This window comes from Mesorhizobium sp. UC74_2 (assembly GCF_042701485.1).
Taxonomy (GTDB): Bacteria; Pseudomonadota; Alphaproteobacteria; order Rhizobiales; family Rhizobiaceae; genus Mesorhizobium.
The window spans coordinates 87,175-113,143 of sequence record NZ_CP170562.1 but is presented as its reverse complement, the minus strand read 5'-3'; the positions used below and the strand labels follow the sequence as shown (position 1 = coordinate 113,143).

The window sequence follows — 25,969 nt, the reverse complement described above, 5'->3', positions numbered from 1 at the left end:
GCAAGATCATGCGGAAACAAAAGAGTCCGAAATGACGGAATATGAGAACCGCCGCGTGGTGGGACAGGTCAAGGAAGTCACCAGCCTGGCCAACCCCCTGGTGAAAGACATCAAGGCGCTGGCGCTGAAGAAATTCCGCGACAGCCAGAATGCCTTCATGGCCGAAGGCCTGAAGCTGATCATCGACGCGCTCGACCTCGGCTGGCAGATCAAGACGCTGGTCTTCGCCAAGGCGGGGCGTGGCAACCAGGCCGTCGAAAAGGTCGCCGCCCGCACGGTGGCTGCAGGCGGCATGGTGCTCGAGGTCTCGGAAAAAGTGCTGTCCGCCATCACCCGTCGCGACAATCCGCAGATGGTGGTGGGTGTCTTCTCGCAGAAATACATGACGCTGAAGGACGTCCGCCCGAAAAATGGCGATGTGTGGGTCGCGCTCGACCGCGTGCGCGATCCCGGCAACCTCGGCACGGTGCTGCGCACCGTCGACGCCGTCGGCGCCAAGGGCGTGATCCTGATCGGCGACACCACCGATCCGTTCTCGCTGGAAACCGTGCGAGCCACCATGGGGTCGGTCTTCGCAGTGCCGGTCGCCAAAGCAACACCAGACGCCTTCCTGTCCTGGCGCAAGGGCTTCCCGGGCCTTGTGGTCGGCACGCATCTCAAGGGTGCTGTCGACTATCGCTCGGTCGATTTTTCGAACCGGCCGGTGCTGCTCCTGATGGGCAATGAGCAACAAGGCTTGCCGGATGATCTCGCCGCCAGTTGCGACAGGCTTCTGCGCATCCCGCAAGCCGGGCGCGCGGACTCACTGAACCTTGCGGTCGCGACCGGCGTCATGCTGTTCGAAATCCGGCGCGGCGCGCTGACGCTGGAGGATCGATCCTGAAATCGTTGACGCCTTACGCCCTGCTGACCATCGTCGCCATCGCGCTCGACCAGTGGATCAAGCAATGGGTCGAAACCGGCCTGCCCTTTCAGGAGAAGATCGATCTCCTGCCCTTCCTGGCGCTTTTCCGCACCTACAACACCGGCATCGCCTTTTCGATGTTTTCGTCCTTGAGCGACACCGGCTTGATCGCAGTTGCCGCGGTGGTGGTTGTGTTCGTGCTTTATCTGGCCCTGAAAACCCCGCCGAATCAGGTGCTCGCCCGCATCGGTTTCGCGCTGATCGTCGGCGGAGCGCTGGGCAATGTCATCGATCGCACCGTCTACGGACATGTCATCGACTACATCCTGTTCCACACCCCGGTCTGGTCTTTCGCGATCTTCAACCTGGCCGATGTCTTCATTTCGGTAGGAGCCGCCGCCGTGGTGCTTGACGAATTCATCACCTGGCGGCGACAACCGCGGCCTTAAGGCATTTCAGCAAAGGCGCGAAGTGGTCTTGCGTCTGGAATTGCATGAAAACAAAGAGTTGGGGCGTTCCAGCATTTCCGCGAAAAGCGGAAGCGCTCCAGGCCGATTGACCACGGTTGTTTTCGAACTAGCCTGATCTCCTTATCCAGGATCGGGGAGCAGCCAGTGCCGGACACCTTCAAAGCCATTCTCGTCTCTCGTGATGAGGACAAGAAACAGTCGGTCACGGTCACCGAGCTGACCGAGGCCGATCTGATGGAAGGCGATGTCACCATTGCGGTCGAGGCCACGACGGTGAACTACAAGGACGGGCTGGCGATCACCGGCAAGGCGCCCGTGGTGCGCCGCTGGCCGCTGGTGCCCGGCATCGACTTCGCCGGCACGGTGCTCTCCTCCAGCCATGCCGACTGGCACAAGGGCGATCGCGTCATACTGAACGGCTGGGGCGTCGGCGAGACCCATTATGGCGCCTACGCCGAACGTGCTCGCGTCAAGGGTGACTGGCTGGTGCCGCTGCCGGGAGGCATCACGGCGCATGACGCCATGGCTGTCGGCACTGCGGGTTATACAGCGATGCTCTCGGTAATGGCCCTCGAGCGCCACGGCATCGTGCCGCAGCGTGGGCCAGTGATCGTGACGGGGGCCGCCGGCGGCGTCGGTTCAGTTGCCGTCGCGGTCCTGTCGAAACTCGGCTATCACGTCATCGCCTCGACGGGCCGGGCTTCGGAAGAAGCATATCTGCGCGATCTCGGCGCGGTGGAGATCATCGCCCGCGAGGAGCTGACCGGAGCGGCAAAGCCGCTCGCCAAGGAGCGCTGGGCTGGTGGTGTCGACGCTGTCGGCTCGACCACGCTGGCCAATGTGCTGTCGATGACCGGCTATGGCGGTGCCATCGCCGCGTGCGGCCTGGCTGGCGGCATGGACCTGCCCTCATCGGTCGCTCCCTTCATCCTGCGCGGCGTCTCGCTGCTCGGCATCGATTCCGTCATGGCGCCGAAGGAGGTGCGGATCGAGGCCTGGCAGCGCATCGGCCGCGACCTCGACCTGGCAAAACTCAAGGCGCTTTCCACCACCATCGGCTTTGACGACATCATTGCCGCCGCCACCGACATCGTCGAAGGCAAGATCCGTGGCCGGGTCGTCGTCGACATGTAGCTCGCCGACAGGCGACAGGTCCGCGTTTCAGCCCGCTCCCCGTCCAAGGATCTCCTCGAAAGCGCTGAGTCCGTCCCCGGATAGCCAGGACCGGAACGAGATGATTTCCGGATTGATCTGGCGCATGACATCCAGGTCGACGTGGTCGGCGAGCGGTCCTGTTTCCAGACTGGCAGCCATGTGCCCGAGATCGGGATTGGCCATGAGGGTCTCTTCGGAAAAGCGCGCATAGGCGATCGGCCGGCCGGCCGTTTGCGTAAAGATGGCCTCCAGATCGCTACCGGTAACGGTATCGCCGGCGATCTTCAGCGTTTCACCGCCAAACCGGCTCCTGTCGGCGAAGACCGCAGCTACGAACTTGCCGATGTCGTCTAGGGCAATGAGTTGCATCGCCTGATCCGGCCGAAGGAAGAAAGTGTAGCGTCCCTGCTCCAGCCCGAAGCCGGGTCCCACCAGCATCTCCATGAAGATCATCGGCCTGATGATGGTCGCGATGATCGGCAGGCTGCGGACATGCGCCTCGATACGCGGCTTGGCGTCGAAACGCGCCACACCTGTCAGCCTGTCTCCTGCACTGGCACCGGAGGAATAGACAAAATGGCGAACGCCGCGCTCGACGGCGATGTCCGCAATGGATATTCCGGCGCGCACTTCCTCTTCCTGGGCCAGATTGCCCGGCAGGACGCTGAAGACGCCATGCACGCCCTTCATCGCTGCCCGGATCGCCTCGATATCCTCAAGCGATCCCTGTGCCAGTTCGACGCCGGCATCGTTAAGCGCGATCGACCTTGGCGCGGCAGTGTCCCTCACCAGCGCACGAACGGACCACTGCGCCTGCCGGAGTGCCCTGGCGACCGCTCCGCCCTGCCGGCCTGTCGCACCGAACACGAGGATTGGAGGCTTGTCATTCGTCATTCGAGAACCCTCGTGTTGAACAAGGGTCCCCATATATACTGCTGGAACGCTGGCGGAAGACGGCACATTTTCCAGCCTCGGGCACAAGGATGATACGCTTGGACAGATCCCACCATGCAAGGCCTGACGAGATTGCGGTAGGTCGTCGCCACTTCAAACCATATCCCTCGAACGGGATCTGTGCACGGCTCGGGGACAAATGGACCGTTCTGGTCTTGTGGCGTCTCTCGGCAGCACCGGAGAGGCGGCTTCGTTTTTCACGGCTCAAAAACGAGGTCGAGGGAATTACGCAGCGCATGCTGACGCTGACGCTGCGCAATCTGGAACGCGACGGCCTTGTGGTGCGCCACTATTTTCCTGAAGTGCCGCCTCGTGTCGAATATGAACTGACGGAGATGGGCTCGGGCATTCTGTCAGCGCTTGAAGGCCTCAACTTCTGGATACAGGACAATTTACCGCGTATCGAGCAAAGTCGGCGCGCCTACGATGATGTCGGCGAGTGAGATAGCAAACCTGCGCCGGGGAAAATCGGCAAACCTCTAAAATTCGAACGGTTCGACCCAGCCTTCCATAATTTATCTGTGGCTAAGATAGCTGCATGATAGGGGACAGAGCTGCCATAAAGGTAGAGGGTGAGCGTCAGGCGGGCCCGGCTGAGCCGGCAACGCAACGTCGCGTGCTGACCAAAACGCCACCGCTGGTACCAACGCTGGACAGGCGCGAACACGAAGGTCTGCCCTTCCTTATCTTCGTTGCGCTTGTCGTTCTCGCTGGTCTTTCCCATCTCACCGGCGCACCACCATTTATCGCTTTTGGCGTGCTGCTGACCGGCATTGCCGGCCTGGCTCTCTTCGTGCGCAACCGGGACAGCGAGCACACAGCAGTCTCGATCCTCGACGACACCACTGCCCGCAGTCGCGCCGAAATCGAAACCATGGCCGACCGGATGTGGGAGATGCAGGAAAGCGAAGAGCGCTTTCGTGGTCTCATCGATGCGCTCGGCGACCTGGTCGTCCATCGCGACCGCGACGGCCGCATCGTCTACGCCAATCCTGTCTTCGCCGAGCTGGTCGGGCAGAACCAGACCGATCTGGCCGGCATGATGCTGACGGAACTTGGCATCGACATCGGCGTCGTCCCGGACGCAGCGTTTTCCGATCATGACTGCCTGAGTTCGACCGACGTCGCCATCCGCACGCAGAACGGTCCGCGCTGGTTTTCGTGGATCGAACTGTCGATGCGCGACAAGGACAGTGCCGAGGTCTCCCACCGGGCGATCGCACGTGACATCACGGCGCGCAAACAGGCCGAATCCTCGCTGATCAATGCCCGCGAGCGCGCCGAGTATGCCAGCCAGGCCAAATCGCGCTTCCTCGCCACCGTCAGTCATGAAATCCGCACGCCGATGAATGGCATCATGGGCATGGCCAAACTTCTCGCCGACACCAGGCTGACGCCCGAACAGCGTACCTATGTCGGAGCGGTCTCGACATCGGCCAGCGCGCTGCTGGCCCTGATCGAGGATCTGCTCGACTATTCCAAGATCGAGGCTGGCCGCTTCGCCCCCGAACCTCAGCCGATGTCGCCACGCGAGATCGCCGACAATGTCGTGGAACTTCTCGCCGCGCGCGCCTTCGCCAAAGCCATCGGCCTCGCCTGCCACGTCGCACCGGATGTGCCTCAGATCGTCACGGCCGATCCCGGTCGCGTTCGGCAGGTATTGCTCAACCTGATCGGTAACGCCGTCAAATTCACCGAGACAGGCGGAGTTCTGGTCAGCGTCACCCGCCGGCGCGCTGACAGCGGCGACCGCATCGTCTTCTCGATCACCGACACCGGCCCCGGCCTCAGCGAGGCCGATATGGATCGCATCTTCGAGGATTTCGAGCAGGCCGATGGCACATCGACCCGTAAGCATGGTGGCGCTGGCCTTGGGCTGGCCATTTCACGACGGCTGGCGGCAGCCATGAACGGCACGATCAGCGTTTCCAGCGCGCCTGGCGAAGGCTCGGAATTCATCTTCGAACTGCCGGCACGGGAAGCGATCGAATCGACCGAGGATCGCACCGGCGTGCTGACCGATCGTCGCGCTGTCATCATTTCGGAAAACGCCATCGAAGCCGAGGCGATTGCACGCACCATCCGCACACATGGCGGCCACGCCGAAATCGTCACCAACGCCACCCAGGCCTTGCCGTTCGCGGGTTTCTGCAACGTTCTGCTGATCGACGCGCGCCAGGAAGACAAGGAGTGCCGGACCCTCAAGCGACTGCGGCAGACAGGCTTCGTGGCCTGCGAGGCGGTGACGCTCATCGCCCCGTCGGACCGAGGTGCCCTGGTCGAGTTCCGTGCTGGCGGATATGCGACGTTTCTGGCGCGCCCGGTGCGCAGCGAAACCCTGCTGCGGGTACTTCTGGCCGGCCACGCCGCTGTCGGCGGGCCATTGCCCGGCCCAAGCCAGGCCGCGACCGCGCCGTCAGGCTCGACAGGCAGTCTTTCGGTGCTGATCGCCGAGGACAACGACATCAACGCCATGCTTGCGCGCGCCAGCCTGCAGAAGGCTGGGCATCACGTTGACATCGTCAGCAATGGCCGCGCTGCCGTCGATGCCGTCGCGACGGAAAACCCTGCCAGGCGTTATGATGTCGTGCTGATGGACCTGCATATGCCGCTGATGGATGGCATGGACGCCATCGCAGCGATTCGCCGCCACGAGGAGGCGTCCGGTATGGCGCCGGTGCCGATCATGGTGCTGTCGGCCGATAGCCAGGAACGAACCCGCCATGCTGTTCTCGCGCATGGAGCCTCCGGCTTTGTCACAAAACCGCTTGATCCACAGGCTTTGGTGCATGCCGTGGAGAGCCAGGCAGCGGCCTGATCCCGCAATTTCCAGCCCTTAGGTAAGCCGGCTAGGCAGGGGTTCATTGCCGTCTTCCCCTTGCTCCTCACTTTGTATCACGGTACTGTCACAATCCTGTAGCACCTACATCGTATCCCGACGCCAAGAGGGATGGCTCGAAGGAGAATCACTCGTGCATACAGCGATGCCGCAAGGTGAGATGCAGGGGAACACCGGAGGCAGCGCGATCCAGAGGATGAGGACGATCGAGTCCATCACCGGTACCTTGGGCAAGATTGGCAGCCTCGAAGTGCGGCTGGCCCGCGATGAACTGGAAATCGCCGCCGCCCAGGAAATCCGTTATCGCGTGTTCTACGATGAGCTCGGTGCCCGCAAGAGCCGCCTGCAGTCACTGGAACGGCGAGACGCGGATCGCTTCGACCCGGTCTGCGATCATCTCCTGGTGTTCGACAATGCCCTGCCCGGCCCTGACCATCGCCGCATCGTCGGCACCTACCGGCTGCTGCGCCAGGAAACCGCGGTCCGCGCGGGCGGCTTTTATTCCGAGGATGAATTTGAACTGAGGCGGCTCATCGCCAAGCACCCTGGCCAGCGATTCCTTGAGCTCGGTCGCTCCTGCGTACTGCCCGAATACCGCTCGAAGCGCACCATAGAAGCGTTGTGGCAGGGTCTGTGGGCCTATTTCACGCATTATGACATCGGCGTCCTGACCGGTTGTGCTTCGTTCCATGGCATTGTTCCAGCCGCGCATGCCGAGGCCCTCACCTATCTCGCGCATCATTGCCGCACGAGCCCGGCCTGGGACATCCGCGCCAATGACGGGCGCTATTGCTCCATGGACCTGATGCCGATCGAGGCGGTCAACACCAAGGCTGCGATCGCAGCCATGCCGACGCTGGTGAAAGGCTATCTGCGCGTCGGCGCGCGCATCGGCGACGGCTGCGTCATCGACCACGACTTCAAGACCGTCGACGTCTTCATCGTGTTGCCCGTGCGCGAGATCGGCGCCCGCTACCTGAATTATTACGGCGGCGAAGGGCAGCGTTTCGCCGCCTAGCAATGGCCATGGCTGACGGCTTTTCCGCCATCTTCGAACGCCTGAAACGGGCAGTCCGAGACCTGCCCGACATTGTCGAGACCACATCCTATGGCACTCCGGCGCTGAAGGCCGGCAAGAAACTGCTCACCCGCGTCAAGGATGCGGAAACGGCCGTGGTGATGTGCCCGCTCGACGAGAAGGAAATGCTGCTCCAGGCAGCGCCCGACATCTATTTCGAGACGGATCACTACAAGGGTTGGCCGGCGCTGCTCGTGCGCATGAATGCCGCGTCGGATGACGAGTTGCGCCATCGCCTGCAGCGGACCTGGCTGACCCAGGTTCCGAAAACGAAGGCCAAGGCCTGGCTGGCCGAACGGGACAAATCCTCAAACAGGTAATTTCGTCCCGGCTGAAGTTTACGGGATGTCTTCGGGGCGTCGTCCTGGACGGCTTTTGTAAGGCGGAAACGACCAGCCGAATTTCAGCGCCCCGCCCCGCACCGCGAAAGCCGCGAGCACGCCGGCGGGATAGGAGACCTGGCCCGGCAAGTGCAGAAGCTCACCAGCCGTATAGACCCCGGCGCCGATGATTGCCGCCGTCACATAGATTTCCGGCGTGAGCAGCACGGAAGGCTCCCCGGCCAGCAGGTCGCGCAGGATTCCGCCGAAACAGGCTGTCAGCATGCCCATGATGATCGAAACCGCCGGCGAACCGGTGATCGCCATGCCTTTCGCCGCTCCCATCACAGCAAAGACGGCAAGGCCGACGGCATCAAGCCACAGCAGGAGCTTGTAGCGGGATTCGACACGGTGCGCGCCGAAGAAAACCACGAGGGCGACCACGGTGCAGATCAGCACATAGTCGCGATTGCCGATCCAGAACACCGGTACGCCGAGGATCAGGTCGCGGAAAGTGCCTCCACCGATACCGGTCACCGCGGCGAGAAAAACGAAACCGACGATATCGAGCTGCTTGCGCGAGGCAGCCAGTGCTCCCGTCGCCGCGAACACTGCAACGCCGGCATAGTCGATGAAGGTAATGGCGGACATCGGAGGCCTGAGGCTGGAGCGGCAGTAGGCATTAGGCATTAGGCATTAGGCATTAGGCATTAGGCATCTATATGCCGTCCAATACAAAAGCCAAGGGCGCCGTGGTTCTCACCAGGCGCCCTTTACCTACTGCCTATTGCCGACTGCCTGCCTCAAGCATCCTTCTCGGCCTGCTCGTTGACCGGGCCGGGCTCGGTGGGCTCGGCAGTGACCTTCGGGCCACCCTTCGAGACGCCAACCATGGCCGGACGCAACACGCGCTCCCCGATCGAATAGCCGGGCTGAACGACCTGGACGACCGTGTTGGCCGGAACATCCGGATTGGGCACTTCGAACATTGCCTGATGGAAGTTCGGATCGAATTTCTCGCCCTGCGGCTCAAGCTTCTTCACCCCGTGACGCTCAAGTGCGCCAAGCATGGCGCGCTCGGTGATGTCGACGCCTTCGATCAAGGCTTTGAGGCCCGCGTCGGCGGACGCCTTCGCCTCAGCCGGAATGGCCTCCAGCGCACGCGCGAGATTGTCCGACACCGAAAGCATGTCGCGCGCGAAATTGGCGATCGCATAGGTGCGGGCATCCTGAACGTCGCGCGCGGTGCGGCGGCGCAGATTCTCCATCTCGGCTGCGGTGCGCAGCGCCTTGTCCTTCAGTTCCTCGTTTTCCTTCAGCAGTCGAACCAGCGCCTCATAGTCGCCGTCGACACCACCTTCGGCGCGCTCCGCTTCGGCTTCCACCGCTTCGATATCTTCAGGCGCGCGTTCGTCTTTTGCCTGGTCGCTCATCGCCATTTCCCGTCATGCCGGTTGGTTCTGGATTTGTGCCCGATATCGAGGTTTGGGACACAAAAATCAAGGGGAAAGGGTATTTCCGGCAAGCATCGGGTGCTAAACTCAAAAGCAGCCAACGCAGACGAATTAAATCAAATTTTACGCTGTTTTCGTTCCTCGCTTGCCAAATTGACGCAATATGGGAACGATTCACCCGCGGGGAAGTTTCAAGGCCGACTAAGGATTTTGAGGCCATGTCCCGCATCAATGCAGTCAAGCACGATCCATTGACGGCGCATATCAGGCGTCAGTTTTCCGATCGCTCGAACCAGCGGTTCCTGCATAGCCTGCCGACGTTCAAGGTCGTGAACGAGCTTCCCGAACCGTTGCGCAGCTTGCTTGAAAAGCTCGACGCGCAGGAAAGCAGCACGCGCAGCCGCTAGAGCGTTTCCGTCAGGCGGCAGCGATCTTCATCAGGTCGGCTGCCTTTTCCGCGATCATGATCGTCGGCGCATTGGTGTTGCCGCCGATCAGCGTCGGCATGACCGAGGCGTCGACCACACGCAGGCCCGAGAGGCCGCGCACCCGCAACTGCGGGTCGACCACCGCCATGTCGTCCAAACCCATCCGGCAGCTGCCGACGGGATGGTAGATCGTATCAGCGCGCGAACGGATATGGTGCATCAGTTCGGCATCGCTGCTGACCCCTGCCGTATAGAGCTCCTTGTGCCGGTATTTCGCCAGCGCCGGTGCTTCCAGCACATTGCGCATCATCTTCGCTCCTTTGAGCATCAACGCGGCGTCGCGCTCGTCGGAAAGATAGCGCGGATCGATGCGCGGTGCCGCGAGCGGATCGGCACTGGCAAGCGTCACCTCGCCGCGCGAATGCGGCCTGAGCACGCAGACATGGCATGAGAAGCCGTAGCCCATGTGCATTTTACGGCCATGGTTGTCGACAATCGCGATGATGAAATGCAGTTGCAGGTCCGGCCGCTCGAGCCCTGGCTCCGATTTCATGAAGGCGCCACCTTCCGCATAAGGCGTCGCGATCATGCCGGTGCCGTCCCTGCGCCATTGCAGGATGTGTTTCACCAGGTTGATCGTGCCCTTGAAACCAAGGCCCATCATGTCGGTTTCCCTGGATTTCCAGCTCATGATGAAATCCAGATGGTCCTGCAGGTTCTTGCCGACCCCCGGCAGGTCGTGAGTCACCGCGACGTTCTGAGCCGCGAGTTCCTTGCCAGGTCCGATGCCGGACAGCAGCAGAAGCTGCGGTGAGCCGAATGCACCGCCCGAAACCACCACCTCGCGTCCCGCCCGGGCGAAAGCTTCGCCATTTGCGGTCCGATAGCGGACGCCCACGGCGCGCTTGCCGTCCAGCACGATACCGGTGGCATGGGCGCCCGTGACCACGGTGAGATTCTTGCGGTACATCGCCGGGTGCAGATAGGCCGCCGCCGCCGAGCAGCGTTCACCATTGCGTTTTTCGCCCCAGAACTGGGTGACCTGGTAGAGCCCGGCACCTTCCTGCTCATCTCCGTTGAAATCGTCGTTCGGCCTGATCTGGTTCTCGCCGCATGCCGCCACGAACGCGTGGCTGAGCGCGCGCGGGCTTTGCTGTTCGGCCACCCGCAAGGGACCGTCACCGCCATGCAGGTCGCTCGCGCCGCGCTGATTGCCCTCCGCGCGCTTGAAGTAGGGCAGCACCTCGTCCCAGGACCAGCCCGTGCACCCGGCGGCTGCCCAGTCGTCATAGTCGGCCGGGTGGCCACGAACATAGAGCATCGCGTTGATGGCGCTGGAGCCGCCCAGCGCCTTGCCACGCGGCTGATAGCCCTTGCGCCCGTTCAGCCCCGGCTGCGGCACCGTCTCCAGGGCCCAGTTGTTGATCTTCGGACGACCCGGCAGCAGTGCCACGATCCCTGCTGGCGCCCGGATCAGCATGTCCCTGCCCTCACCGCCGGCTTCCAGCAGGCAGACGCTGACGGAGGGATCCTCCGAGAGCCGCGCGGCCAGCACCGAGCCTGCCGAGCCACCGCCAGCGATGACGTAGTCGAACTTCATGGTGATCCCTCCCCGGGTGGCCGGCGGATGTTTCCGTCCGTCGGCAGAGAGAAACCTTAAACCTCAGGGTTGTAAAGATACGCAACCGATCAACCGGATTCGACCTTTTAACGATCGCTCGTCGCCAATCGCCATTTGCGATGTCTTGCGCTTAGTTGGTCGGGGTACGGCGCCAGCTGTAGGTGCCGGTCGGCGCCGAGGGTTCTGCCGTTGGCTGGTAGTAGACCGGAAGCCCGTCGAGGCGACCTTCCTCGAGGCGCTTGAGAAGCACCGGATGGGAGATCTCGAACTCGTCAAACCCGACGCGCAGCATGTGCGGCAGTTGGTCGATCAGCACCTGGCCCGTTGCCCGGACCGCGCCTTCGAAACCATGGCGGCTGCGCAGCAGCGATGCCTTGGAAAAGGAGCGGCCATCGGTGAAGGCCGGGAAAGCCAGTGCCACCAGCGAAAGCTGGTCGAGCAGGTCGACGATCTTGTCCAGTTGGTCGCCCGGCTGCAGCAAAACGCCGAGCCGTTCCTTCGCCGATGCCCTCAGCTGCGGATCGAGATCGACGAACGCCTGCAGCGGCAGGATGAAGCGGCCGTTGCCGGAAAGCGCCTCGGCGGTCTCGGCATGCGTCCAGTCATCTTCCCGGAACCCGGCAGGGGTCCAAAGGCGCGAGGCTGGCACAACATTCGTCTCAGGCTTTGCGGTCTCGGTCATGAAGGCGAGCATATGGCTTATTCTTGCGTTGGTTTCCAGTGATTGAAATGCGGGAATGGGGCAGTAGGGATCAAGGCAGCGGGTAATGTGTCTGCCCGACTGACTTATTCCCCTATTCCCTTCATTCACAACGATGCATCCGTCAGCGACTTCTCCAGGCCGGAGAGGTGAATGCCACATTCGGTCTTGGCGTGGCCGGCCCAGCGTCCCGAGCGGGCATCTTCACCTGGCTGCACCGGCTGCGTGCATGGGAAGCAACCGATCGACAGGTAGCCATAGGCGACAAGCGGGTTTTCGCGCAGCGCATGCTGGCGCATATAGTCGGCCTGGTCGGCGGTCGTGAACCGCGCCAGCGGATTGATGCGGATGCGCGAGCCGACCGCTTCGAACGCTGGCAGTGCCGCACGGGTTGAAGCCTGGAAGCGCTTGCGCCCGGTGAACCAGGCACGATACGGCTCGACGCCGCGTGCCATTGGCTCCACCTTGCGCACATCGCAACATGCATCTGTGCTGGTTTCGTGCAGCTTGCCGGTCGGATCGATCCGGGCCAGCGCCGCCTCGTCAGGCGTCACGACCTGGATGTTGGTCAGGCCGAAATCGGCGGCCAGCGCGTCGCGATAGTCGAACGTTTCCTCGAAATGTTTGCCGGTATCGAGGAAGATGATCGGCAGATGCCTGTCGACCTCCGCGATCAGGTGCAGAAGCACTGCCGAATCTGCGCCGAAGGAGGACACGGCTGCGAGTTCACCGGGAAAAAGGTCCAACGCAGCTCGCTCGATGATCTCGTGCGCGCTCAAATGCCCGTATAGCGCCTCATAGGCGACGGCCTGCGCCGCCACGCCGCTTTCTCCGGGGACAGCCTGATCAAGCGGCCTTGGCTTCGCCAGCATAGAGCGCCTCCTTGAACGGCGCCGGTCCGACGCGGCGATAGGCATCGAGGAACTTTTCCGACCTGTCGAGGCGGATGGTGAGATAGGTCTCGACAACCGTTTCGATGGCGTCGGTGATTTCGTCCGGGCCAAAGCCACGGCCGATGATCTCGCCGACCGAGGTGTGCTCATCCGCCGAACCGCCGAGCGTGACCTGATAAAGTTCCGCCCCCTTCTTCTCGACGCCGAGAATGCCGATATGGCCGACATGGTGATGGCCGCAGGCGTTGATGCAACCGGAAATCTTCAGCTTGAGCTCGCCGATGTCGCGCTGCCGTTCCAGCGACGCAAAACGCCTGGAGATGTTCTGCGCCACGACGATCGAGCGCGCATTGGCCAGCGCGCAGTAGTCGAGACCGGGGCAGGCGATGATGTCGGAAATCAGGTCCGAATTGGCGGTCGCCAGTCCGATTTCCGCCAGCCTGTCGTAGATCGCCTTGAGATCGGCGCGCGCGACATGCGGCAGGATCAGGTTCTGCTCATGGCTGACGCGCACTTCGTCGAATGCATATGTCTCGGCAAGATCGGCAACCGCATCCATCTGGCTGTCGGAGGCGTCGCCCGGCACCTCGCCAATGCCCTTCAGCGAAATCGTTACCGCCGCATAATCGGGATTGCGGTGGGTAACGACGTTCTGGTCGAGCCATTCGGAGAAGCTGCGTGAATCCAGCCGCGCCAGCTTGATGGCTTCGTCGCCCTCGGGTCGCGCCGGCAGTGCCGGCGGCGCGAAATAGGCATCGATCGCCTTGATGTCGGCTTCCGGCAGCGTCAGTTCGCCATCCTTCAGCTCCGCCCACTCGGCTTCGACCTGACGCGTGAATTCCTCGACGCCGGTCTCGTGCACCAGGATCTTGATGCGCGCCTTGTACTTGTTGTCGCGGCGTCCATAGAGATTGTACACGCGCAGGATCGCCGTGCAGTAGGACAGAAGATGTTCTTCCGGCAGGAAATCTCGGATCTTCTTGGCCACCAGCGGCGTGCGCCCCTGGCCGCCACCGACATAGACCGCAAATCCGAGTTCTCCGGCCGCGTTCTTCTTCAGATGCAGGCCGATGTCATGAGTCTGGATCGCGGCGCGGTCACGCTCCGCACCGGTCACCGCAATCTTGAACTTGCGCGGGAGATAGGAGAACTCGGGATGCACCGAAGACCACTGGCGCAGGATCTCGGCATAGGGGCGCGGATCGGCAGCCTCGTCGGCAGCAGCGCCGGCGAAATGGTCGGCGGTCACGTTACGGATGCAATTGCCGCTGGTCTGGATGGCATGCATCTCGACCGAGGCGAGATCCGCCAGGATCGCCGGAATGTCGGACAGCGCCGGCCAGTTGAACTGGATGTTCTGGCGCGTGGTGAAATGGCCGTAGCCCTTGTCATACTTGCGCGCGATATGGGCGAGCATCCTCAGCTGCTTCGACGACAGCGTTCCATAAGGAACGGCGATGCGCAGCATGTAGGCGTGCAGTTGCAGATAGACACCGTTCATCAGACGCAGTGGCCGGAACTGGTCCTCGGTGATCTCGCCGGCAAGGCGGCGCTCCACCTGATCGGTGAACTGGGCGACGCGGGCCTGAACGAACTGATGGTCGAACTCGTCGTAGCGATACATGTCTTGTCCTCCGGATGCCGAAGCACCCGCTTTGTCGTGATCAGGCTGCGGTCGGGCGTGCCTGTTTGCCGAGATCATTGCGGTTGGTGGGGCCGGCCGCGCGGATTCTCTCGCGCAGGCGCAACGGATGAATGGCGCCGTCCACGATCTCGACGTCGATCAGGTTGACGTCGACCACTTCATTGGCGGCAAAGGAGGCCGCGCCGATGGCTTCCAGACGTTCCTCTGCGGCCTTGTCGGCGGCAAGTTCCGAACTGTCGATCGTCTCAGCCCAGGCACCGCCTGCATACCAGACAGCCTCACCATCGGTGAGGCGGTTCGCGGTCAGGATCTTCATGATACGACTCCCTGGACGACCGGCAGTCCGGCCTCTTGGTACTTGCCTGCCGCGAGCGGCTCGGAGTGGTTGAAATTGGCGCCGGCAACGGCATCGCCGATGACGGTCATGACCGGGCCGGAGAGGTCGCTGCGTGCCTCCAGCGACGGCAGGTCAGCCAGCGTGCCATGGAACCGGCGCCGATTGGCGAGGCTGGCATTCTCAACGACCGCAACCGCTGTATCCGGCGAAAGGCCGGCTTCGATCAGCCGGCTGGCGACATCGGCGGCAACGCTGCGTCCCATGTAGACCGCAACGGTCGCACCGGAGATGGCAAGCCTCGCCCAGTCCGGCAACGTTCCGCCCTTGAGGTCGTGGCCGGTGGTGAACACCATCGACGAGGTCACGCCGCGCAGGGTCAGCGGCAACTCGAAATCGGCGGCGGCGGCGAACGCAGCGGTGACGCCGGGCACCACTTCATAGGAAATGCCGGCCTCGCGCAGTGCGGCCATTTCTTCACCGGCACGGCCGAACACCAGCGGGTCGCCGCTCTTCAGCCGCACCACGCGCCGCCCCTCACGGCCGAGCGAAACCAGCAGGGCATTGATCTCGGACTGCGACTTCGAATGGCAGCCCTTGCGCTTGCCGACAGGCAGGCGTTCCGCGTCACGGCGGCCCATGGCGACGACCGCTTCCGGCACCAGCGCGTCGTACACGATGACATCGGCCTCCATGAGAAGACGCTGGGCGCGCAGGGTGAGCAGATCTTCAGCGCCCGGTCCAGCGCCGACCAGCGCGATGTGGCCGCTGAACACGGAGTTGGAAACCAGCAGCCTGGAGGCCGCATCATGGGCCGCAGCCAGATTGCCGGCCTCGACGGCGCGCGCGGGCGAACCAGCGAAGAAATCGGTCCAGAAGCGACGACGGCGATTGCCCTTGGGCAGGATGCTTTCGGCCGCCTCGCGGAAGGTTGCGGCGAGGGCAGCCAGCGGTCCGAGCGAAGGCGACAACAATTGATCGATACGGGCACGGATCATCTGCGCCAGCACCGGGCCGGCCCCCTCGGTGCCGATGGCAACGGCCACGGGTGCGCGATTGACCAGGGCCGGCGTGAAGAAATCGCACAGTTCCGGACGGTCGACGGCGTTGACCGGGATGTTCAGCACGCGCGCATCGTTCGAAACGCGACGGTCGAACGCCTCCTCGCCGGTTGCGGCGAAAACCAGCACGGCACCGGCCAGATGTGCGCTGCGATAGGCCTCGGCGATGTGGCTGGCATTGTTCTCGGCGATCCAGGCGCGCAGCGCCGGTTCCACATGTTCAGCGATGATGCGCAGATGGGCGCTGGACTGGCTGATCAACCGCGCCTTGGCCAATGCCTCCTCGCCGCCGCCGACGATGACCACGGCTTCGCCCTCCACCCGCATGAAGACGGGAAAAGCATTGAGCTTGGGAGTGGTATGCGGCATTGCGGTAAGACCCTGAACAGGCTGGCATTTCTACGCGCATGCGAGAAAGATCAGAAGGAACGCACTCGCGCGCCTTCGTTATGGATGCAATCTCTTTTCTGAAAGCATCAGGGGTCGGAGAAAAATTTTCTCTCGACGCCAAAAACCGATCGACGGGATCGGGCCTTTATATCTTTTCGCAGCCCTTCTAGCGTGCGCGGGCGCTCTCCGCAAAACACATTTTTCTAATTTCTATCTATTTAGTAGAATTAAGCCTCGGGACATCGGAATGACCATGGGTCTCGCCAAATCTCCCTCCTCGTGCATTTCGCATGCATTTCAATGACCTCGCGGGGTTGCACGGCACCGTCGCCATCCCCATAGTGCAAGAAGGCGACGGCTCAGGGCGGCGCTTATCCGACATCGTCAGACCAGAAGGGCGCTCCATCGACCATGCCGCATGACACTCCCCTTATCGCAACCATCGTCGTCGGTCTGGGGTTGGCATTTGTCTTTGGCGCCATAGCCAATCGGTTCCGCATCCCGCCTTTGGTCGGCTATCTGCTGGCCGGCATCCTGGTCGGCCCCAATACCCCCGGTTTCGTTGCCGATCAGGGTCTTGCACTCGAACTCGCCGAGATCGGCATCATTCTCTTGATGTTCGGCGTCGGCCTGCATTTCTCGATGAAGGACCTGCTTTCCGTGCGTGCCATCGCGCTACCCGGTGCGGTGGTGCAGATCGGCTTCGCCACCTTGCTCGGCTGGGGACTGGCCTGGATGCTCGGCTGGTCGCTAGGCGCCGGCCTCGTGTTCGGCCTGGCGCTTTCGGTAGCCAGCACCGTGGTGCTGCTGCGTGCGCTGCAGGAACGCCGGCTGGTCGAGACCGAGCGCGGCCGCATCGCCGTCGGCTGGCTGATCGTCGAAGACCTTGCCATGGTGTTGACGCTGGTGCTTTTGCCGGCGCTCGCGGGCGTGCTCGGCGGAGTGGACCAGGCCCCTCCTCCAGGCGGTCTCTATGGGCTGACCGCCAGCTATGGAGTCTGGGGCGTGGTCGGCGTCACCCTGGCCAAGGTGGTCGCTTTCGTGGTGCTGATGCTGGTGGTGGGACGCCGGGTCATCCCCTGGGTCCTGCATTATGTCGCCCACACCGGATCGCGCGAACTCTTCCGGCTGGCCGTGCTGGCTGTGGCGCTTGGTGTCGCCTTCGGCGCCGCCAAGCTGTTCGGGGTTTCGCTGGCGCTTGGTGCCTTCTTCGCCGGCATGGTGATGAGCGAATCCGAACTCAGCCACCGCGCCGCCGAGGAATCGCTGCCGCTGCGCGACGCCTTTTCCGTGCTGTTCTTCGTTTCGGTTGGCATGATGTTCGATCCGTTCAGCGTGATGCAGCACATCTGGCCGGTTCTGGGTACGCTCTTCATCATCGTCATCGGCAAGTCGCTGGCGGCCTTCGCCATCGTGCTGCTGTTCGGCTATCCGATCGCGACGGCGTTGATCATTTCCGCCAGCCTGGCGCAGATCGGCGAGTTCTCCTTCATCCTCGCCGAACTCGGGGTCGGCCTGAAGCTTTTGCCCGAGGAAGGCCGCGACCTGATCCTGGTCGGCGCCATCCTCTCCATCATCCTGAACCCGGTGATGTTCCTGGTGGTCGACCGGCTGAAGCCATGGCTGGAGCAGCGACGTGGCGGTGAGAGTGCGGCAGCGGCTGCCGCCCCAATCGGCCCGGCTACGACGATCGGACAGGTGGCAACCACGGGCGAGAAGCCGGAAGAGGACGATGCTCCAGCTCCCACCACCTTGACCAACCACACCATCCTGATCGGATATGGCCGTGTTGGCAGCCTTGTCGGTGCCGCGTTGAAACAGGCCAATGAGCCCTTCCTCGTTGTCGAAGACGCGGATAAGACGATTGGCCGCCTGAAAGCCGACGGCATAGAGACCGTGATGGGCAATGCCGCCAAGGAGGACGTCTTCGCCGCAGCCAATCCCAGCCTGGCCAAGCGGCTGATCCTGGCCATCCCGAATGCCTTCGAAGCCGGTCGCATTGCGCTTCTGGCACGAGCAGCCAACCCGACGATCGAGATTGTCGCCCGCGCCCACTCCGACGCCGAGGTGGAGCACCTGGAAGGGCTCGGGGCCAACACCGTCATCATGGGTGAGCGCGAAATCGCACGTGGCATTGTCGAGGCCGTGATGAAACCGGAGCCGGATCGGCAGGAGAAACCCGCAACCGATCCGGTGCCGGCAACCTAGAGCGTTTCCGTTTTTCACGGAAACGCGGAAACGCTCTAAGTTTTGTTTTCGTCGCATTTTTGTAACGCCAAGTGATTCCACTTGGCTACAAAATGCTCTAGCCCGTTAACTGGAGTTAGCCGGTTTCGCCTTCACCGCCTTGCGAACGGCGGGTTGGCGCCTGAGCAACCTTGCGCGGTCGCGTTCCTCGGCGACGCGCCGCGCCCTCGCCTTCAGCAGGTCCTTGCGAGCAACAAGGCCCACCAGCCTGCCTGACGCGTCGATTACCGGCACGCGGCCGATTCCGTTTTCCGCCATCCGGTCCGCCAGATGACCGACCAGTTCGTCCGGTCTGCCGAACAGGGGCTCCTCGACGAGCATGTCGCCAAGGGAGGCGGCACGATCGACGCTGCTGTCGCTGAGCCAGGCCAATACGTCTCCCCGTGAGACCATTCCCGTGACGGTCCGGTCCGATGCGATGACAGGATAGCTTTTATGGCGATGATCGGCGCTCATGAAGTAGTCGATCGTTTCACCCACCGTCCACGACGCATCGATCACGTCCGGCTCCTTCACCATCACATCCTTGACCCAGGCCTGTTCGAACGGATCGGCCTGGTATTCGCGCGTGATGTGAAGACCGCGACGGGCGATCTTCTCGGTGAGGATGGACCGCTTGAGCAGCAGCACCGTGGTGGCATAGGCGATCGCGCAGGCGACCAGCAAAGGCAGCAACGCATGCTGGTCTCCCGTCAGCTCGGTCGCGAAAAGCGTTGCCGTCAGCGGCGCGCGCATCGTGCCTCCCATCATCGCCGCCATGCCGAGAAGCGCCCAGAAGCCGCCATCGGCCTGTGGCAGCAGCGGCGACAGCAGCGCACCGAGCGCTCCACCGAAAATCAGCAATGGCGCCAGCACGCCGCCGGATGTGCCCGACCCCAGCGCCACCGCCCAGATGATCGCCTTGACGACAAGCAGCAGCAGCACTGCCTGGAAAACGAGGTCGCCGGCGAGCAGATGGCGAATGTTGTCGTAACCAACGCCCAGGGCCGCCGGCTCGATCAAGCCGCCGAGACCGACGACAAGACCGCCGAATACCGGCCACCACATCCAGTGGATCGGCAGCTTCTCGAACAGGTCTTCGGTGCCATAGACCATGGCCGTCAGCAGGCCGGAACCCAGCCCCATCGCAAGCCCGACCATCATCCATGACAGGAAGGCCGGCAGCGAAGGCTCCATCTGGCCGGCATAGGCAAAAAGCGGCGCCGGATCGAGCAGCAGCGTGCGTTCGGCTGCGGCAACGGCCACCGCGACGACCACCGGCAGGAAGCTCCTCGGCTTCCATTCGAACAGCAGCAACTCGACCGCCAGCAGCACCGCTGCAAGCGGCGTGCCGAAGATCGCCGTCATGCCGGCGGCGGCACCCGCCACCAGCAGCGCCTTGCGTTCGCTGGAGCTGAGATGGATCGTCTGCGCGATCAGCGAGCCGACAGCCCCGCCCGTCATGATGATCGGGCCCTCCGCGCCGAACGGGCCACCTGTACCGATCGAGACAGCCGATGAAAGCGGCTTCAGCACGGCAACCTTGGCGCTGATACGGCTCTGACCGATCAGGATCGCCTCGATCGCCTCCGGTATTCCGTGGCCTCGAATCTTCTCCGACCCGAAACGCGCCATCAGGCCGATGATCAGGCAACCGACAACCGGTACTCCAACCATTCCCCATCCAAGCGGCGAACCGGCGATCGGCAAGGCTTCCAGGGAGAAACGTCCGTAATACGCCATGTTGGTGCAGAGGGTGATCAGCCGAAGCAGTATCCAGGCGGTACCGACAGATGCGGTGCCGACGACGACGGCGATTGCCATCAGCAACAGGACGCGCGCATCGGCGGTAAAGTCACCCGGTTTGGGCACGGCGTGCCTGGACGAAAAGTGAGATGGGCGTCCCAGCCCGGCATTGGCTGGCTTATGGATTTCTGTCGATGTAGGCATGATGTCTGCACTGTTGATGAATTTATATCGCACTACGATATAAATTCATGGAAGGAAATGACCCGGTGATCAAAAAACCGAAAGCGGGATCAGGGCGACTTCGGGCGGGTGGCGCGGAAAGCGTCGACTATCGGTCGCTTGCCGAGTTCCGTTATGCGATCCGCAGGTTCCTTGCCTTCAGCGAGGCGGCGGCAAGCGAGGCCGGCCTGACAGCCCAGCAGCATCAGGCTCTGCTGACGATCAAGGGCGTCGGTGAGGCCGACGGCTTGTCAATCGGCGATCTGGCGACGCGGCTGCTGGTGCGGCAGCACACGGCGGCGGAACTCGCCAATCGGCTGGAGGAAGCAGGTCTCGTGCGCCGCCGACCCGATCCGAATGACGGCCGGCGGGTGCTGCTGACGCTCACGCCCGAGAGCGAAAAGCGCCTGCAGGCGCTCTCCGGTATCCATCAGGACGAGATCAGTTCGATGGCGCCGCAGCTCGTCTCCATTCTTGCGAAACTCAGCGGCACGCAAGATTAGCGCGAGAAGGTTTCCCGCAGGGCAATGCGGGGCTTAGCCGCCGCCCAGGATATCCAGGATCGAGGTGCCGCGCTTTTTTGTCGGCCCGCCGACGTCGCCTGGCGGCACCGGATGATCGATCGAGGCCGTGCTGCCATTGTCACGTGGCATCGCTGTGTCCTGTGCCTGCTGGCGAACTGCGCGCTGTTGCGCCGGCTGGTCCGCCGAGGCCGATGGAACGCCTCCGGGCACCGGCGCCGGCGGCGTCAGATCAAGCGGGATATCGTCCTGCACGATGGTGTCGGAAGGCGTCGAACGCCAGGTGCCGGGCAGCGGCTTAACCGGCACGCCCTGATGCGCAGCCATCATGAATTCATGCCACGCCTGCGCCGGCAGTGCACCGCCGGTCACGTTTTTCATGGCGGTGCCATCATCGTTGCCGAACCAGACGCCGGTAGTCAGATTGGCGGTGTAGCCGACGAACCAGGCATCGCGCGAATTCTGGCTGGTGCCGGTCTTGCCGGCGGAAGGCCAGCCGAAGGCGGCTTTCTTGGCGGTCCCGACCTCGACGGTGCCCGACATCATCGAATTCATCATGCCGATGATCTCGGCTCGCGCCACGCGCGGCGCCGACCCTTCCTTGGCCTTGTAGAGCACTTTGCCGTTGCCGTCGGTGATCCGGCGCACGAAATGCACCTCCGGCCGGAACCCGCCATTGGCGAACGGCACATAGGCCGAGGTCAACTCCAGCGGCGTCACCTCCGACGTACCGAGCGCGATTGCGGTGTTGTTCTGCAGATCGGACTGGATGCCCATGCGGTGCGCGGTATCGATGACCGCGTCGGGACCGACTTCCATAGTCAGTTGCGCAGCCACCGAGTTCAGCGATTTGGCAAGCGCAGTCGCCAGCGTGACCTTGCCATAATATTTGCCCTTGAAGTTGTCGGGCGACCAGTTGCCGATGCGGATCGGCGCATCGTTGCGCACGCTGTCGGGCGTGCGGCCGGCCTCAAGAGCCGTCATGTAGACAAAGGGCTTGAAGGCAGAGCCGGGCTGCCGCCGCGCTTCGGAGGCGCGATTGAACTGACTGGTCGAATAGTCGTAGCCGCCGACCATTGCCCGCACCGCGCCGGAATTGTCGATCGACACCAGCGCGCCCTGAGTAACATTGAGCTTGCCGCCCTTCGCGTCGATCAACTCGCGGATCGACTTCTCGGCGAGTTTCTGCAGCGTCAGGTCGACCGTCGTTTCCACGACAATGTCGCCGCGCACGTCGCCGATCAGGGTCGGCAGCTCTTCGACGATGGCGTCGGCGACATAGTTTTCCGAGCCGGTCCAGTAGGACGGCGCGCGCACGGCCGGAGCCGCCATCGCCGTTTTCAGTTCCTTGTCGCTAATCATGCCCTCTTCGCGCATGGCGCCGAGCACCAGCTGTGCACGGCTCTCGGCCGCCTTGGGATCGCGCGCCGGCGAGAAACGCGACGGCGCTTTCAACAGGCCTGCCAGCAACGCTGCCTCGGAGAGCGTCACGTCGCGCGCGCTCTTGCCGAAGTAGCGGCGCGAGGCGGCTTCGACGCCGTGCGCACCCGAGCCGAAATAGACCCGGTTCAGGTACATCTCCAGGATCTGGTCCTTGGTATGCTTCTGCTCCAGCCAGATGGCGAGCAGGACCTCCTGCACCTTGCGCTCCAGTGTGCGATCCGGTGTCAGGAACAGGTTCTTGGCGAGCTGCTGCGTCAATGTCGAGCCGCCTTGCCGCAGGTGACCACCGATGAGGTTGGTCACCACCGCGCGGGTAAAGCCGATCGGGTCGATGCCGTAATGGGAATAGAAACGCCGATCCTCAATGGCGATGACGGCTTCGGGAATATAGCGCGACATCTCGTTGAGCCCGACCGCCTCGCCGCCGCTCATGCCGCGGTTGGCGATCAACTGGTCATCGACATCGACGATCTTGATGTTGGGCGCACGGTCTGGCACCGACCACGTGGTCGCCGCAGGCATCTTGGCCCCGTAGTAGACGACGACGCCGGCAACGGCGATACCGCCCCAGATGGCCAGCACGAAACACCAGTAAAGCAGCCGTCCGAACAGACCGGTCTTGCTGCGCCTGCGCCGGCTGCCACGAGCCGCCTTCGCTTTGGCCGTGCCACGTTTGCTGGAGGATTTACGGTTTCCCGGCACGACGCGGTCCTCTTCCCGCACCGAGAATCCCGTCGAAGAAGCCGTCTGCGACGGCCCGTCGAAGCTGGGCTCGATGCGTTTGTCCCTGCGGTCCGCCATGCGCGCTGCCGATAGTCCCGATGCCGATGGCGCTTCGGTGAAGACTAGATGAGGCGGTTTAAAGGCGGGTTAAGGGAAGCTTCGGCCAGCGCACAGGCGAGCTGGACCATTCGATCCGCGAGATTGCGCGCACGTACCCTTGACCCTGTCCGTACTTGCCATAGCTTCGGCCTCGGCGGGCCGGGACGTGGAGGACATGTCTATGAGATGTACCCTTCTTGCGACTGCGGCAGCAGTCGTCCTGCTCTCTCAAGCGCCGGCTTTTAGCCAGTCAGCCAGCCCAACCATCGAGGATACGGAAAAATTCCTCAGGGAAGCTGAGGTCGCGCTGAGTGCCGATTCGGTTCGGGTCAACCGGATCGATTGGGTGAACAGCACATTCCTCACTGAAGACACCGATGCGCTGGCGGCCGAAGCCGGTGCCCGTCAGACCGAGCTGTCGGTTCGCCTCGCCCTGGAAGCCTCGAAATTCGACAAGGTCGAAGGCCTTAGCGACGAGGTCAAACGCAAGCTCAACCTCCTGAAAGGCTTCATAGTGCTGCCGGCGCCAACGACGGCAGGCGCCGCCGACCAGCTGAACAACATCTCCACCAAGCTGCAGTCGGCTTACGGCAAAGGCGAAGGCACGCTGCGGGGCAAACCGATCAACGGCTCCGACATCGAAGAGCAGATGTCGATCAATCGCAATCCGGAAGAATTGAAGGAGATGTGGACCAGTTGGCACGACAATGTCGGCGCCCCGATGCGGACCGACTATCAGCGGCTGGTCGAGATCTCCAATGCCGGCGCCAAGGAACTTGGCTATCCTGATGTCGGCGCGATGTGGCGCTCGCAATACGACATGCCGGCGGATGACGTCACCAAGCTCACCGACAAGATCTGGGCGGACACCAAGCCGCTCTATGACGACTTGCACTGCTATGTGCGCGGCAAGCTGAACGAAAAATACGGCGATGCCGTGCAATCCAAGACCGGCCCGATCCGGGCCGATCTGCTCGGCAACATGTGGGCGCAGGAATGGACCGGCATCTATGACATCGTCGCGCCGGCGGGCGCTGGCGATATCGGCTACGACCCGACCGAATTGCTGAAGTCAGCTGGCTACGACGACAGGAAGATGGTCGAAACCGGCGAAGCCTTCTTCACCTCACTCGGGTTCCAGAAGCTGCCGGACACGTTCTGGAAGCGGTCGATGTTCGTGAAGCCGGCCGACCGCGACGTCGTATGCCACGCCTCGGCATGGGATATCGACAACCAGGACGACGTGCGCATCAAGATGTGCATCAAGGTCAACGGACAGGATTTCGTCACCGTCCATCACGAACTCGGCCACAATTTCTACCAGCGCGCTTACAAGGCACAGGACTTCCTGCACATGAATGGCGCGAACGACGGTTTTCACGAGGCGGTCGGTGACACCATCGCGCTGTCGATCACGCCTGAATATCTCGTTCAGATCGGCCTGCTGCCAAAAGACAAGGTTCCAAGCAGCGACAAGGACATCGGCCTGCTGCTGCGTCAGGCCATGGACAAGATCGCCTTCATGCCGTTTGGCCTGCTGGTCGACAAATGGCGCTGGGGCGTTTTCGACGGTTCGGTGACGCCGGAAGGCTATAATACGGCCTGGAACGACTTGCGCCTGAAATATCAGGGCATCAAGCCGCCGGTCGAACGCGGCGAAGCGTCGTTCGACCCTGGCGCGAAGTACCACATTCCCGCCACCACGCCCTACCTGCGTTATTTCCTCGCCAATGTGCTGCAGTTCCAGTTCTACCGGGCCGCTTGCGAGCAGAGCGGCTGGAAAGGCCCGCTGCATCGCTGCTCATTCTACAACAACAAGGAAGTTGGCAGGAAATTCAACGCAATGCTGGAAATGGGCGCCTCGAAGCCCTGGCCGGATGCGCTGGAGGCATTTACCGGCCAACGCGAAATTTCGGGTGATGCGATCATCGCCTATTTCGCACCGCTGCAAGCCTGGCTGAAGGAACAGAACCGAGGCAAGAGCTGCGGCTGGTAGAGAGCAGCAGGCCGCGTCGTGACTGGGTTCGCGGGCTGGAGCCACTCCGGCTCCGGCGCGCCTTTGCTGCTCAAATGCCCTTTTCGGTCAATTACTCTGCGAAAACAGACTGCGTCACTCTTTCGTGACTATTCACCGGGGAACTTTGCCGGGAGTGGACCGTTAATGGGCACTTCCTGAGGAGTTTTTCGTCCGCTTGAAGTCAGGCATGTCCCTCCATGTCCTGTAAACGGCTCGCTGCAACACCCCCTGCAGCGAGCCGTTCAGTTTGGATACCTCCCCCAAGATCAATTTTTGAATCCGACGATCAATCCTGCGTGCGCGGCCTGTTCGCCCTACCAACAAAGGAGTAGTGTCATACTGCTCCAATGTCTGGGAGGTAGCCAATGAACCGCCTGCAATTTGTCGTGCCGGTGCGGCTTTCGCGTGGACCAGGCCATCCGATCAAAGAAATCGAAGGCGTTGCCGAAGCGATCGCATTCCTACGTGAATGGCCTGCAGGGCGTCGCGGCCCTGTTTTCAACTGTGCCATGAATTGCTGTCTCGCCGCCGATGCCGGCCAGATCAGCACCGATGATGCACGCCGCTCCTTTGCCGGCTTCATCCGCATCAGCGGCATGCTCGTCGATGAGAGGATTGGCCACTATGTGGTTGATCACAGCCATGAAAGGCCTATGCGCAGAAGCGCCTAGAGCAATTCAGGAAAGTGCGCGGCGGTTTTCCGTCAGGAATTGCGTAAACAAAGCG

Annotated in this window: 23 protein-coding genes; 12 read left to right on the top strand and 11 right to left on the bottom strand. The window is 62.5% G+C overall.

What is annotated here, in order from left to right:
* Positions 1-31 precede the first annotated feature (31 nt).
* From ACFJIU_RS00535 to ACFJIU_RS00525, 3 genes are all read left to right on the top strand, one after another.
* Positions 32-883, top strand: a complete 852-nt coding sequence (locus ACFJIU_RS00535) for a TrmH family RNA methyltransferase (RefSeq protein WP_379066569.1) — start codon at positions 32-34, stop codon at positions 881-883.
* Positions 880-1,353: a signal peptidase II gene (gene lspA / locus ACFJIU_RS00530; protein ID WP_379072870.1), complete on the top strand. Its 474-nt coding sequence runs from the start codon at positions 880-882 to the stop codon at positions 1,351-1,353. Before ACFJIU_RS00535 ends, lspA begins: the two co-directional genes overlap by 4 nt.
* A 165-nt stretch (positions 1,354-1,518) precedes the next feature.
* Positions 1,519-2,508 (top strand): MDR family oxidoreductase, encoded by a 990-nt coding sequence (locus ACFJIU_RS00525; protein ID WP_379066567.1) that lies wholly within the window; start codon positions 1,519-1,521, stop codon positions 2,506-2,508.
* Between the two features lie 27 nt (positions 2,509-2,535).
* On the opposite strand, the gene ACFJIU_RS00520 is transcribed toward ACFJIU_RS00525, so the two are convergent.
* Positions 2,536-3,423 carry an NmrA/HSCARG family protein gene (locus ACFJIU_RS00520; protein WP_379066565.1) on the bottom strand — a complete coding sequence of 296 codons (888 nt, stop codon included), beginning with the start codon at positions 3,421-3,423 and terminating at the stop codon, positions 2,536-2,538.
* An 89-nt stretch (positions 3,424-3,512) separates the two neighbouring features.
* On the opposite strand from ACFJIU_RS00520, the gene ACFJIU_RS00515 reads away from it, so the two are divergent.
* The 4 genes from ACFJIU_RS00515 (at position 3,513) to ACFJIU_RS00500 (ending at position 7,720) form a co-directional block, all read left to right on the top strand.
* The gene (locus ACFJIU_RS00515; protein ID WP_379066563.1) at positions 3,513-3,926 is read left to right on the top strand and encodes a winged helix-turn-helix transcriptional regulator; all 414 of its coding nucleotides are present in this window, start codon (positions 3,513-3,515) and stop codon (positions 3,924-3,926) included.
* A 95-nt stretch (positions 3,927-4,021) separates the two neighbouring features.
* Positions 4,022-6,301: an ATP-binding protein gene (locus ACFJIU_RS00510; RefSeq protein ID WP_379066561.1), complete on the top strand. Its 2,280-nt coding sequence runs from the start codon at positions 4,022-4,024 to the stop codon at positions 6,299-6,301.
* A 217-nt stretch (positions 6,302-6,518) separates the two neighbouring features.
* A complete protein-coding gene (locus tag ACFJIU_RS00505; protein WP_379072867.1) occupies positions 6,519-7,340 on the top strand; it encodes a GNAT family N-acetyltransferase in 822 nt (273 codons plus the stop codon).
* Between the two features lie 8 nt (positions 7,341-7,348).
* Positions 7,349-7,720 carry an MmcQ/YjbR family DNA-binding protein gene (locus tag ACFJIU_RS00500; RefSeq protein ID WP_379066559.1) on the top strand — a complete coding sequence of 124 codons (372 nt, stop codon included), beginning with the start codon at positions 7,349-7,351 and terminating at the stop codon, positions 7,718-7,720.
* Positions 7,721-7,738: 18 nt separating this feature from the next.
* Here ACFJIU_RS00500 and ACFJIU_RS00495 read toward each other — a convergent pair whose 3' ends face one another.
* Together ACFJIU_RS00495 and grpE are read right to left on the bottom strand one after the other, a co-directional pair.
* Positions 7,739-8,371: a trimeric intracellular cation channel family protein gene (locus ACFJIU_RS00495; RefSeq protein WP_379066557.1), complete on the bottom strand. Its 633-nt coding sequence runs from the start codon at positions 8,369-8,371 to the stop codon at positions 7,739-7,741.
* 152 nt (positions 8,372-8,523) lie between these two features.
* Complete coding sequence (gene grpE / locus ACFJIU_RS00490; protein WP_379066555.1) at positions 8,524-9,153, bottom strand: nucleotide exchange factor GrpE; 630 nt, start codon at positions 9,151-9,153, stop codon at positions 8,524-8,526.
* 239 nt (positions 9,154-9,392) lie between these two features.
* On the opposite strand from grpE, the gene ACFJIU_RS00485 reads away from it, so the two are divergent.
* Complete coding sequence (locus ACFJIU_RS00485) at positions 9,393-9,581, top strand: hypothetical protein (protein ID WP_379066553.1); 189 nt, start codon at positions 9,393-9,395, stop codon at positions 9,579-9,581.
* 10 nt (positions 9,582-9,591) lie between these two features.
* Here ACFJIU_RS00485 and ACFJIU_RS00480 read toward each other — a convergent pair whose 3' ends face one another.
* The 6 genes from ACFJIU_RS00480 to cysG form a co-directional block, all read right to left on the bottom strand.
* Positions 9,592-11,202, bottom strand: a complete 1,611-nt coding sequence (locus ACFJIU_RS00480) for a GMC family oxidoreductase (RefSeq protein ID WP_379066551.1) — start codon at positions 11,200-11,202, stop codon at positions 9,592-9,594.
* A 151-nt stretch (positions 11,203-11,353) separates the two neighbouring features.
* A complete protein-coding gene (locus ACFJIU_RS00475) occupies positions 11,354-11,905 on the bottom strand; it encodes a DUF934 domain-containing protein (RefSeq protein WP_379072864.1) in 552 nt (183 codons plus the stop codon).
* Between the two features lie 125 nt (positions 11,906-12,030).
* The gene (locus ACFJIU_RS00470) at positions 12,031-12,795 is read right to left on the bottom strand and encodes a phosphoadenylyl-sulfate reductase (RefSeq protein ID WP_379066549.1); all 765 of its coding nucleotides are present in this window, start codon (positions 12,793-12,795) and stop codon (positions 12,031-12,033) included.
* The gene (locus ACFJIU_RS00465; protein WP_379066548.1) at positions 12,770-14,440 is read right to left on the bottom strand and encodes a nitrite/sulfite reductase; all 1,671 of its coding nucleotides are present in this window, start codon (positions 14,438-14,440) and stop codon (positions 12,770-12,772) included. Before ACFJIU_RS00465 ends, ACFJIU_RS00470 begins: the two co-directional genes overlap by 26 nt.
* A gap of 40 nt (positions 14,441-14,480) precedes the next feature.
* Complete coding sequence (locus ACFJIU_RS00460) at positions 14,481-14,777, bottom strand: DUF2849 domain-containing protein (RefSeq protein ID WP_326890156.1); 297 nt, start codon at positions 14,775-14,777, stop codon at positions 14,481-14,483.
* On the bottom strand, positions 14,774-16,225 hold the full coding sequence (cysG, locus tag ACFJIU_RS00455; protein WP_379066547.1) for a siroheme synthase CysG: 1,452 nt from the start codon (positions 16,223-16,225) through the stop codon (positions 14,774-14,776). The genes ACFJIU_RS00460 and cysG overlap by 4 nt, the downstream gene beginning before the upstream one ends.
* A 432-nt stretch (positions 16,226-16,657) precedes the next feature.
* Between cysG and ybaL the strand changes: the two genes are divergently transcribed.
* Complete coding sequence (gene ybaL / locus ACFJIU_RS00450) at positions 16,658-18,454, top strand: YbaL family putative K(+) efflux transporter (protein ID WP_379066546.1); 1,797 nt, start codon at positions 16,658-16,660, stop codon at positions 18,452-18,454.
* 105 nt (positions 18,455-18,559) lie between these two features.
* On the opposite strand, the gene ACFJIU_RS00445 is transcribed toward ybaL, so the two are convergent.
* Positions 18,560-20,422 carry a chloride channel protein gene (locus ACFJIU_RS00445; protein ID WP_379066544.1) on the bottom strand — a complete coding sequence of 621 codons (1,863 nt, stop codon included), beginning with the start codon at positions 20,420-20,422 and terminating at the stop codon, positions 18,560-18,562.
* Positions 20,423-20,487: 65 nt separating this feature from the next.
* Here ACFJIU_RS00445 and ACFJIU_RS00440 point away from each other — a divergent pair, with 65 nt between their 5' ends.
* The gene (locus ACFJIU_RS00440) at positions 20,488-20,943 is read left to right on the top strand and encodes a MarR family winged helix-turn-helix transcriptional regulator (protein WP_379066542.1); all 456 of its coding nucleotides are present in this window, start codon (positions 20,488-20,490) and stop codon (positions 20,941-20,943) included.
* A 33-nt stretch (positions 20,944-20,976) separates the two neighbouring features.
* Here ACFJIU_RS00440 and ACFJIU_RS00435 read toward each other — a convergent pair whose 3' ends face one another.
* Positions 20,977-23,205, bottom strand: a complete 2,229-nt coding sequence (locus tag ACFJIU_RS00435; protein WP_379066540.1) for a transglycosylase domain-containing protein — start codon at positions 23,203-23,205, stop codon at positions 20,977-20,979.
* Between the two features lie 202 nt (positions 23,206-23,407).
* Here ACFJIU_RS00435 and ACFJIU_RS00430 point away from each other — a divergent pair, with 202 nt between their 5' ends.
* Positions 23,408-25,222: a M2 family metallopeptidase gene (locus ACFJIU_RS00430; protein WP_379066538.1), complete on the top strand. Its 1,815-nt coding sequence runs from the start codon at positions 23,408-23,410 to the stop codon at positions 25,220-25,222.
* Positions 25,223-25,608: 386 nt separating this feature from the next.
* Entirely contained in the window at positions 25,609-25,914 is a 306-nt protein-coding gene (locus ACFJIU_RS00425; protein WP_054309651.1) for a DUF982 domain-containing protein, read from the top strand.
* Positions 25,915-25,969: the final 55 nt, after the last annotated feature.

Bases quoted from the DNA above. Each gene is read 5' to 3' on its own strand.
- ACFJIU_RS00445 (WP_379066544.1), bottom strand. From the start codon at position 20,422: ATGCCTACATCGACAGAAATCCATAAGCCAGCCAATGCCGGGCTGGGA.
- ACFJIU_RS00425 (WP_054309651.1), top strand. From the start codon at position 25,609: ATGAACCGCCTGCAATTTGTCGTGCCGGTGCGGCTTTCGCGTGGACCA.
- ACFJIU_RS00535 (WP_379066569.1), top strand. From the start codon at position 32: ATGACGGAATATGAGAACCGCCGCGTGGTGGGACAGGTCAAGGAAGTC.
- ACFJIU_RS00485 (WP_379066553.1), top strand. From the start codon at position 9,393: ATGTCCCGCATCAATGCAGTCAAGCACGATCCATTGACGGCGCATATC.
- ybaL (WP_379066546.1), top strand. From the start codon at position 16,658: ATGCCGCATGACACTCCCCTTATCGCAACCATCGTCGTCGGTCTGGGG.
- ACFJIU_RS00520 (WP_379066565.1), bottom strand. From the start codon at position 3,423: ATGACGAATGACAAGCCTCCAATCCTCGTGTTCGGTGCGACAGGCCGG.
- ACFJIU_RS00470 (WP_379066549.1), bottom strand. From the start codon at position 12,795: ATGCTGGCGAAGCCAAGGCCGCTTGATCAGGCTGTCCCCGGAGAAAGC.
- ACFJIU_RS00475 (WP_379072864.1), bottom strand. From the start codon at position 11,905: ATGACCGAGACCGCAAAGCCTGAGACGAATGTTGTGCCAGCCTCGCGC.
- ACFJIU_RS00430 (WP_379066538.1), top strand. From the start codon at position 23,408: ATGAGATGTACCCTTCTTGCGACTGCGGCAGCAGTCGTCCTGCTCTCT.
- ACFJIU_RS00460 (WP_326890156.1), bottom strand. From the start codon at position 14,777: ATGAAGATCCTGACCGCGAACCGCCTCACCGATGGTGAGGCTGTCTGG.
- ACFJIU_RS00435 (WP_379066540.1), bottom strand. From the start codon at position 23,205: ATGGCGGACCGCAGGGACAAACGCATCGAGCCCAGCTTCGACGGGCCG.
- ACFJIU_RS00480 (WP_379066551.1), bottom strand. From the start codon at position 11,202: ATGAAGTTCGACTACGTCATCGCTGGCGGTGGCTCGGCAGGCTCGGTG.
- ACFJIU_RS00505 (WP_379072867.1), top strand. From the start codon at position 6,519: ATGAGGACGATCGAGTCCATCACCGGTACCTTGGGCAAGATTGGCAGC.
- cysG (WP_379066547.1), bottom strand. From the start codon at position 16,225: ATGCCGCATACCACTCCCAAGCTCAATGCTTTTCCCGTCTTCATGCGG.
- grpE (WP_379066555.1), bottom strand. From the start codon at position 9,153: ATGAGCGACCAGGCAAAAGACGAACGCGCGCCTGAAGATATCGAAGCG.
- ACFJIU_RS00465 (WP_379066548.1), bottom strand. From the start codon at position 14,440: ATGTATCGCTACGACGAGTTCGACCATCAGTTCGTTCAGGCCCGCGTC.
- ACFJIU_RS00510 (WP_379066561.1), top strand. From the start codon at position 4,022: ATGATAGGGGACAGAGCTGCCATAAAGGTAGAGGGTGAGCGTCAGGCG.
- ACFJIU_RS00515 (WP_379066563.1), top strand. From the start codon at position 3,513: ATGATACGCTTGGACAGATCCCACCATGCAAGGCCTGACGAGATTGCG.
- ACFJIU_RS00495 (WP_379066557.1), bottom strand. From the start codon at position 8,371: ATGTCCGCCATTACCTTCATCGACTATGCCGGCGTTGCAGTGTTCGCG.
- ACFJIU_RS00500 (WP_379066559.1), top strand. From the start codon at position 7,349: ATGGCTGACGGCTTTTCCGCCATCTTCGAACGCCTGAAACGGGCAGTC.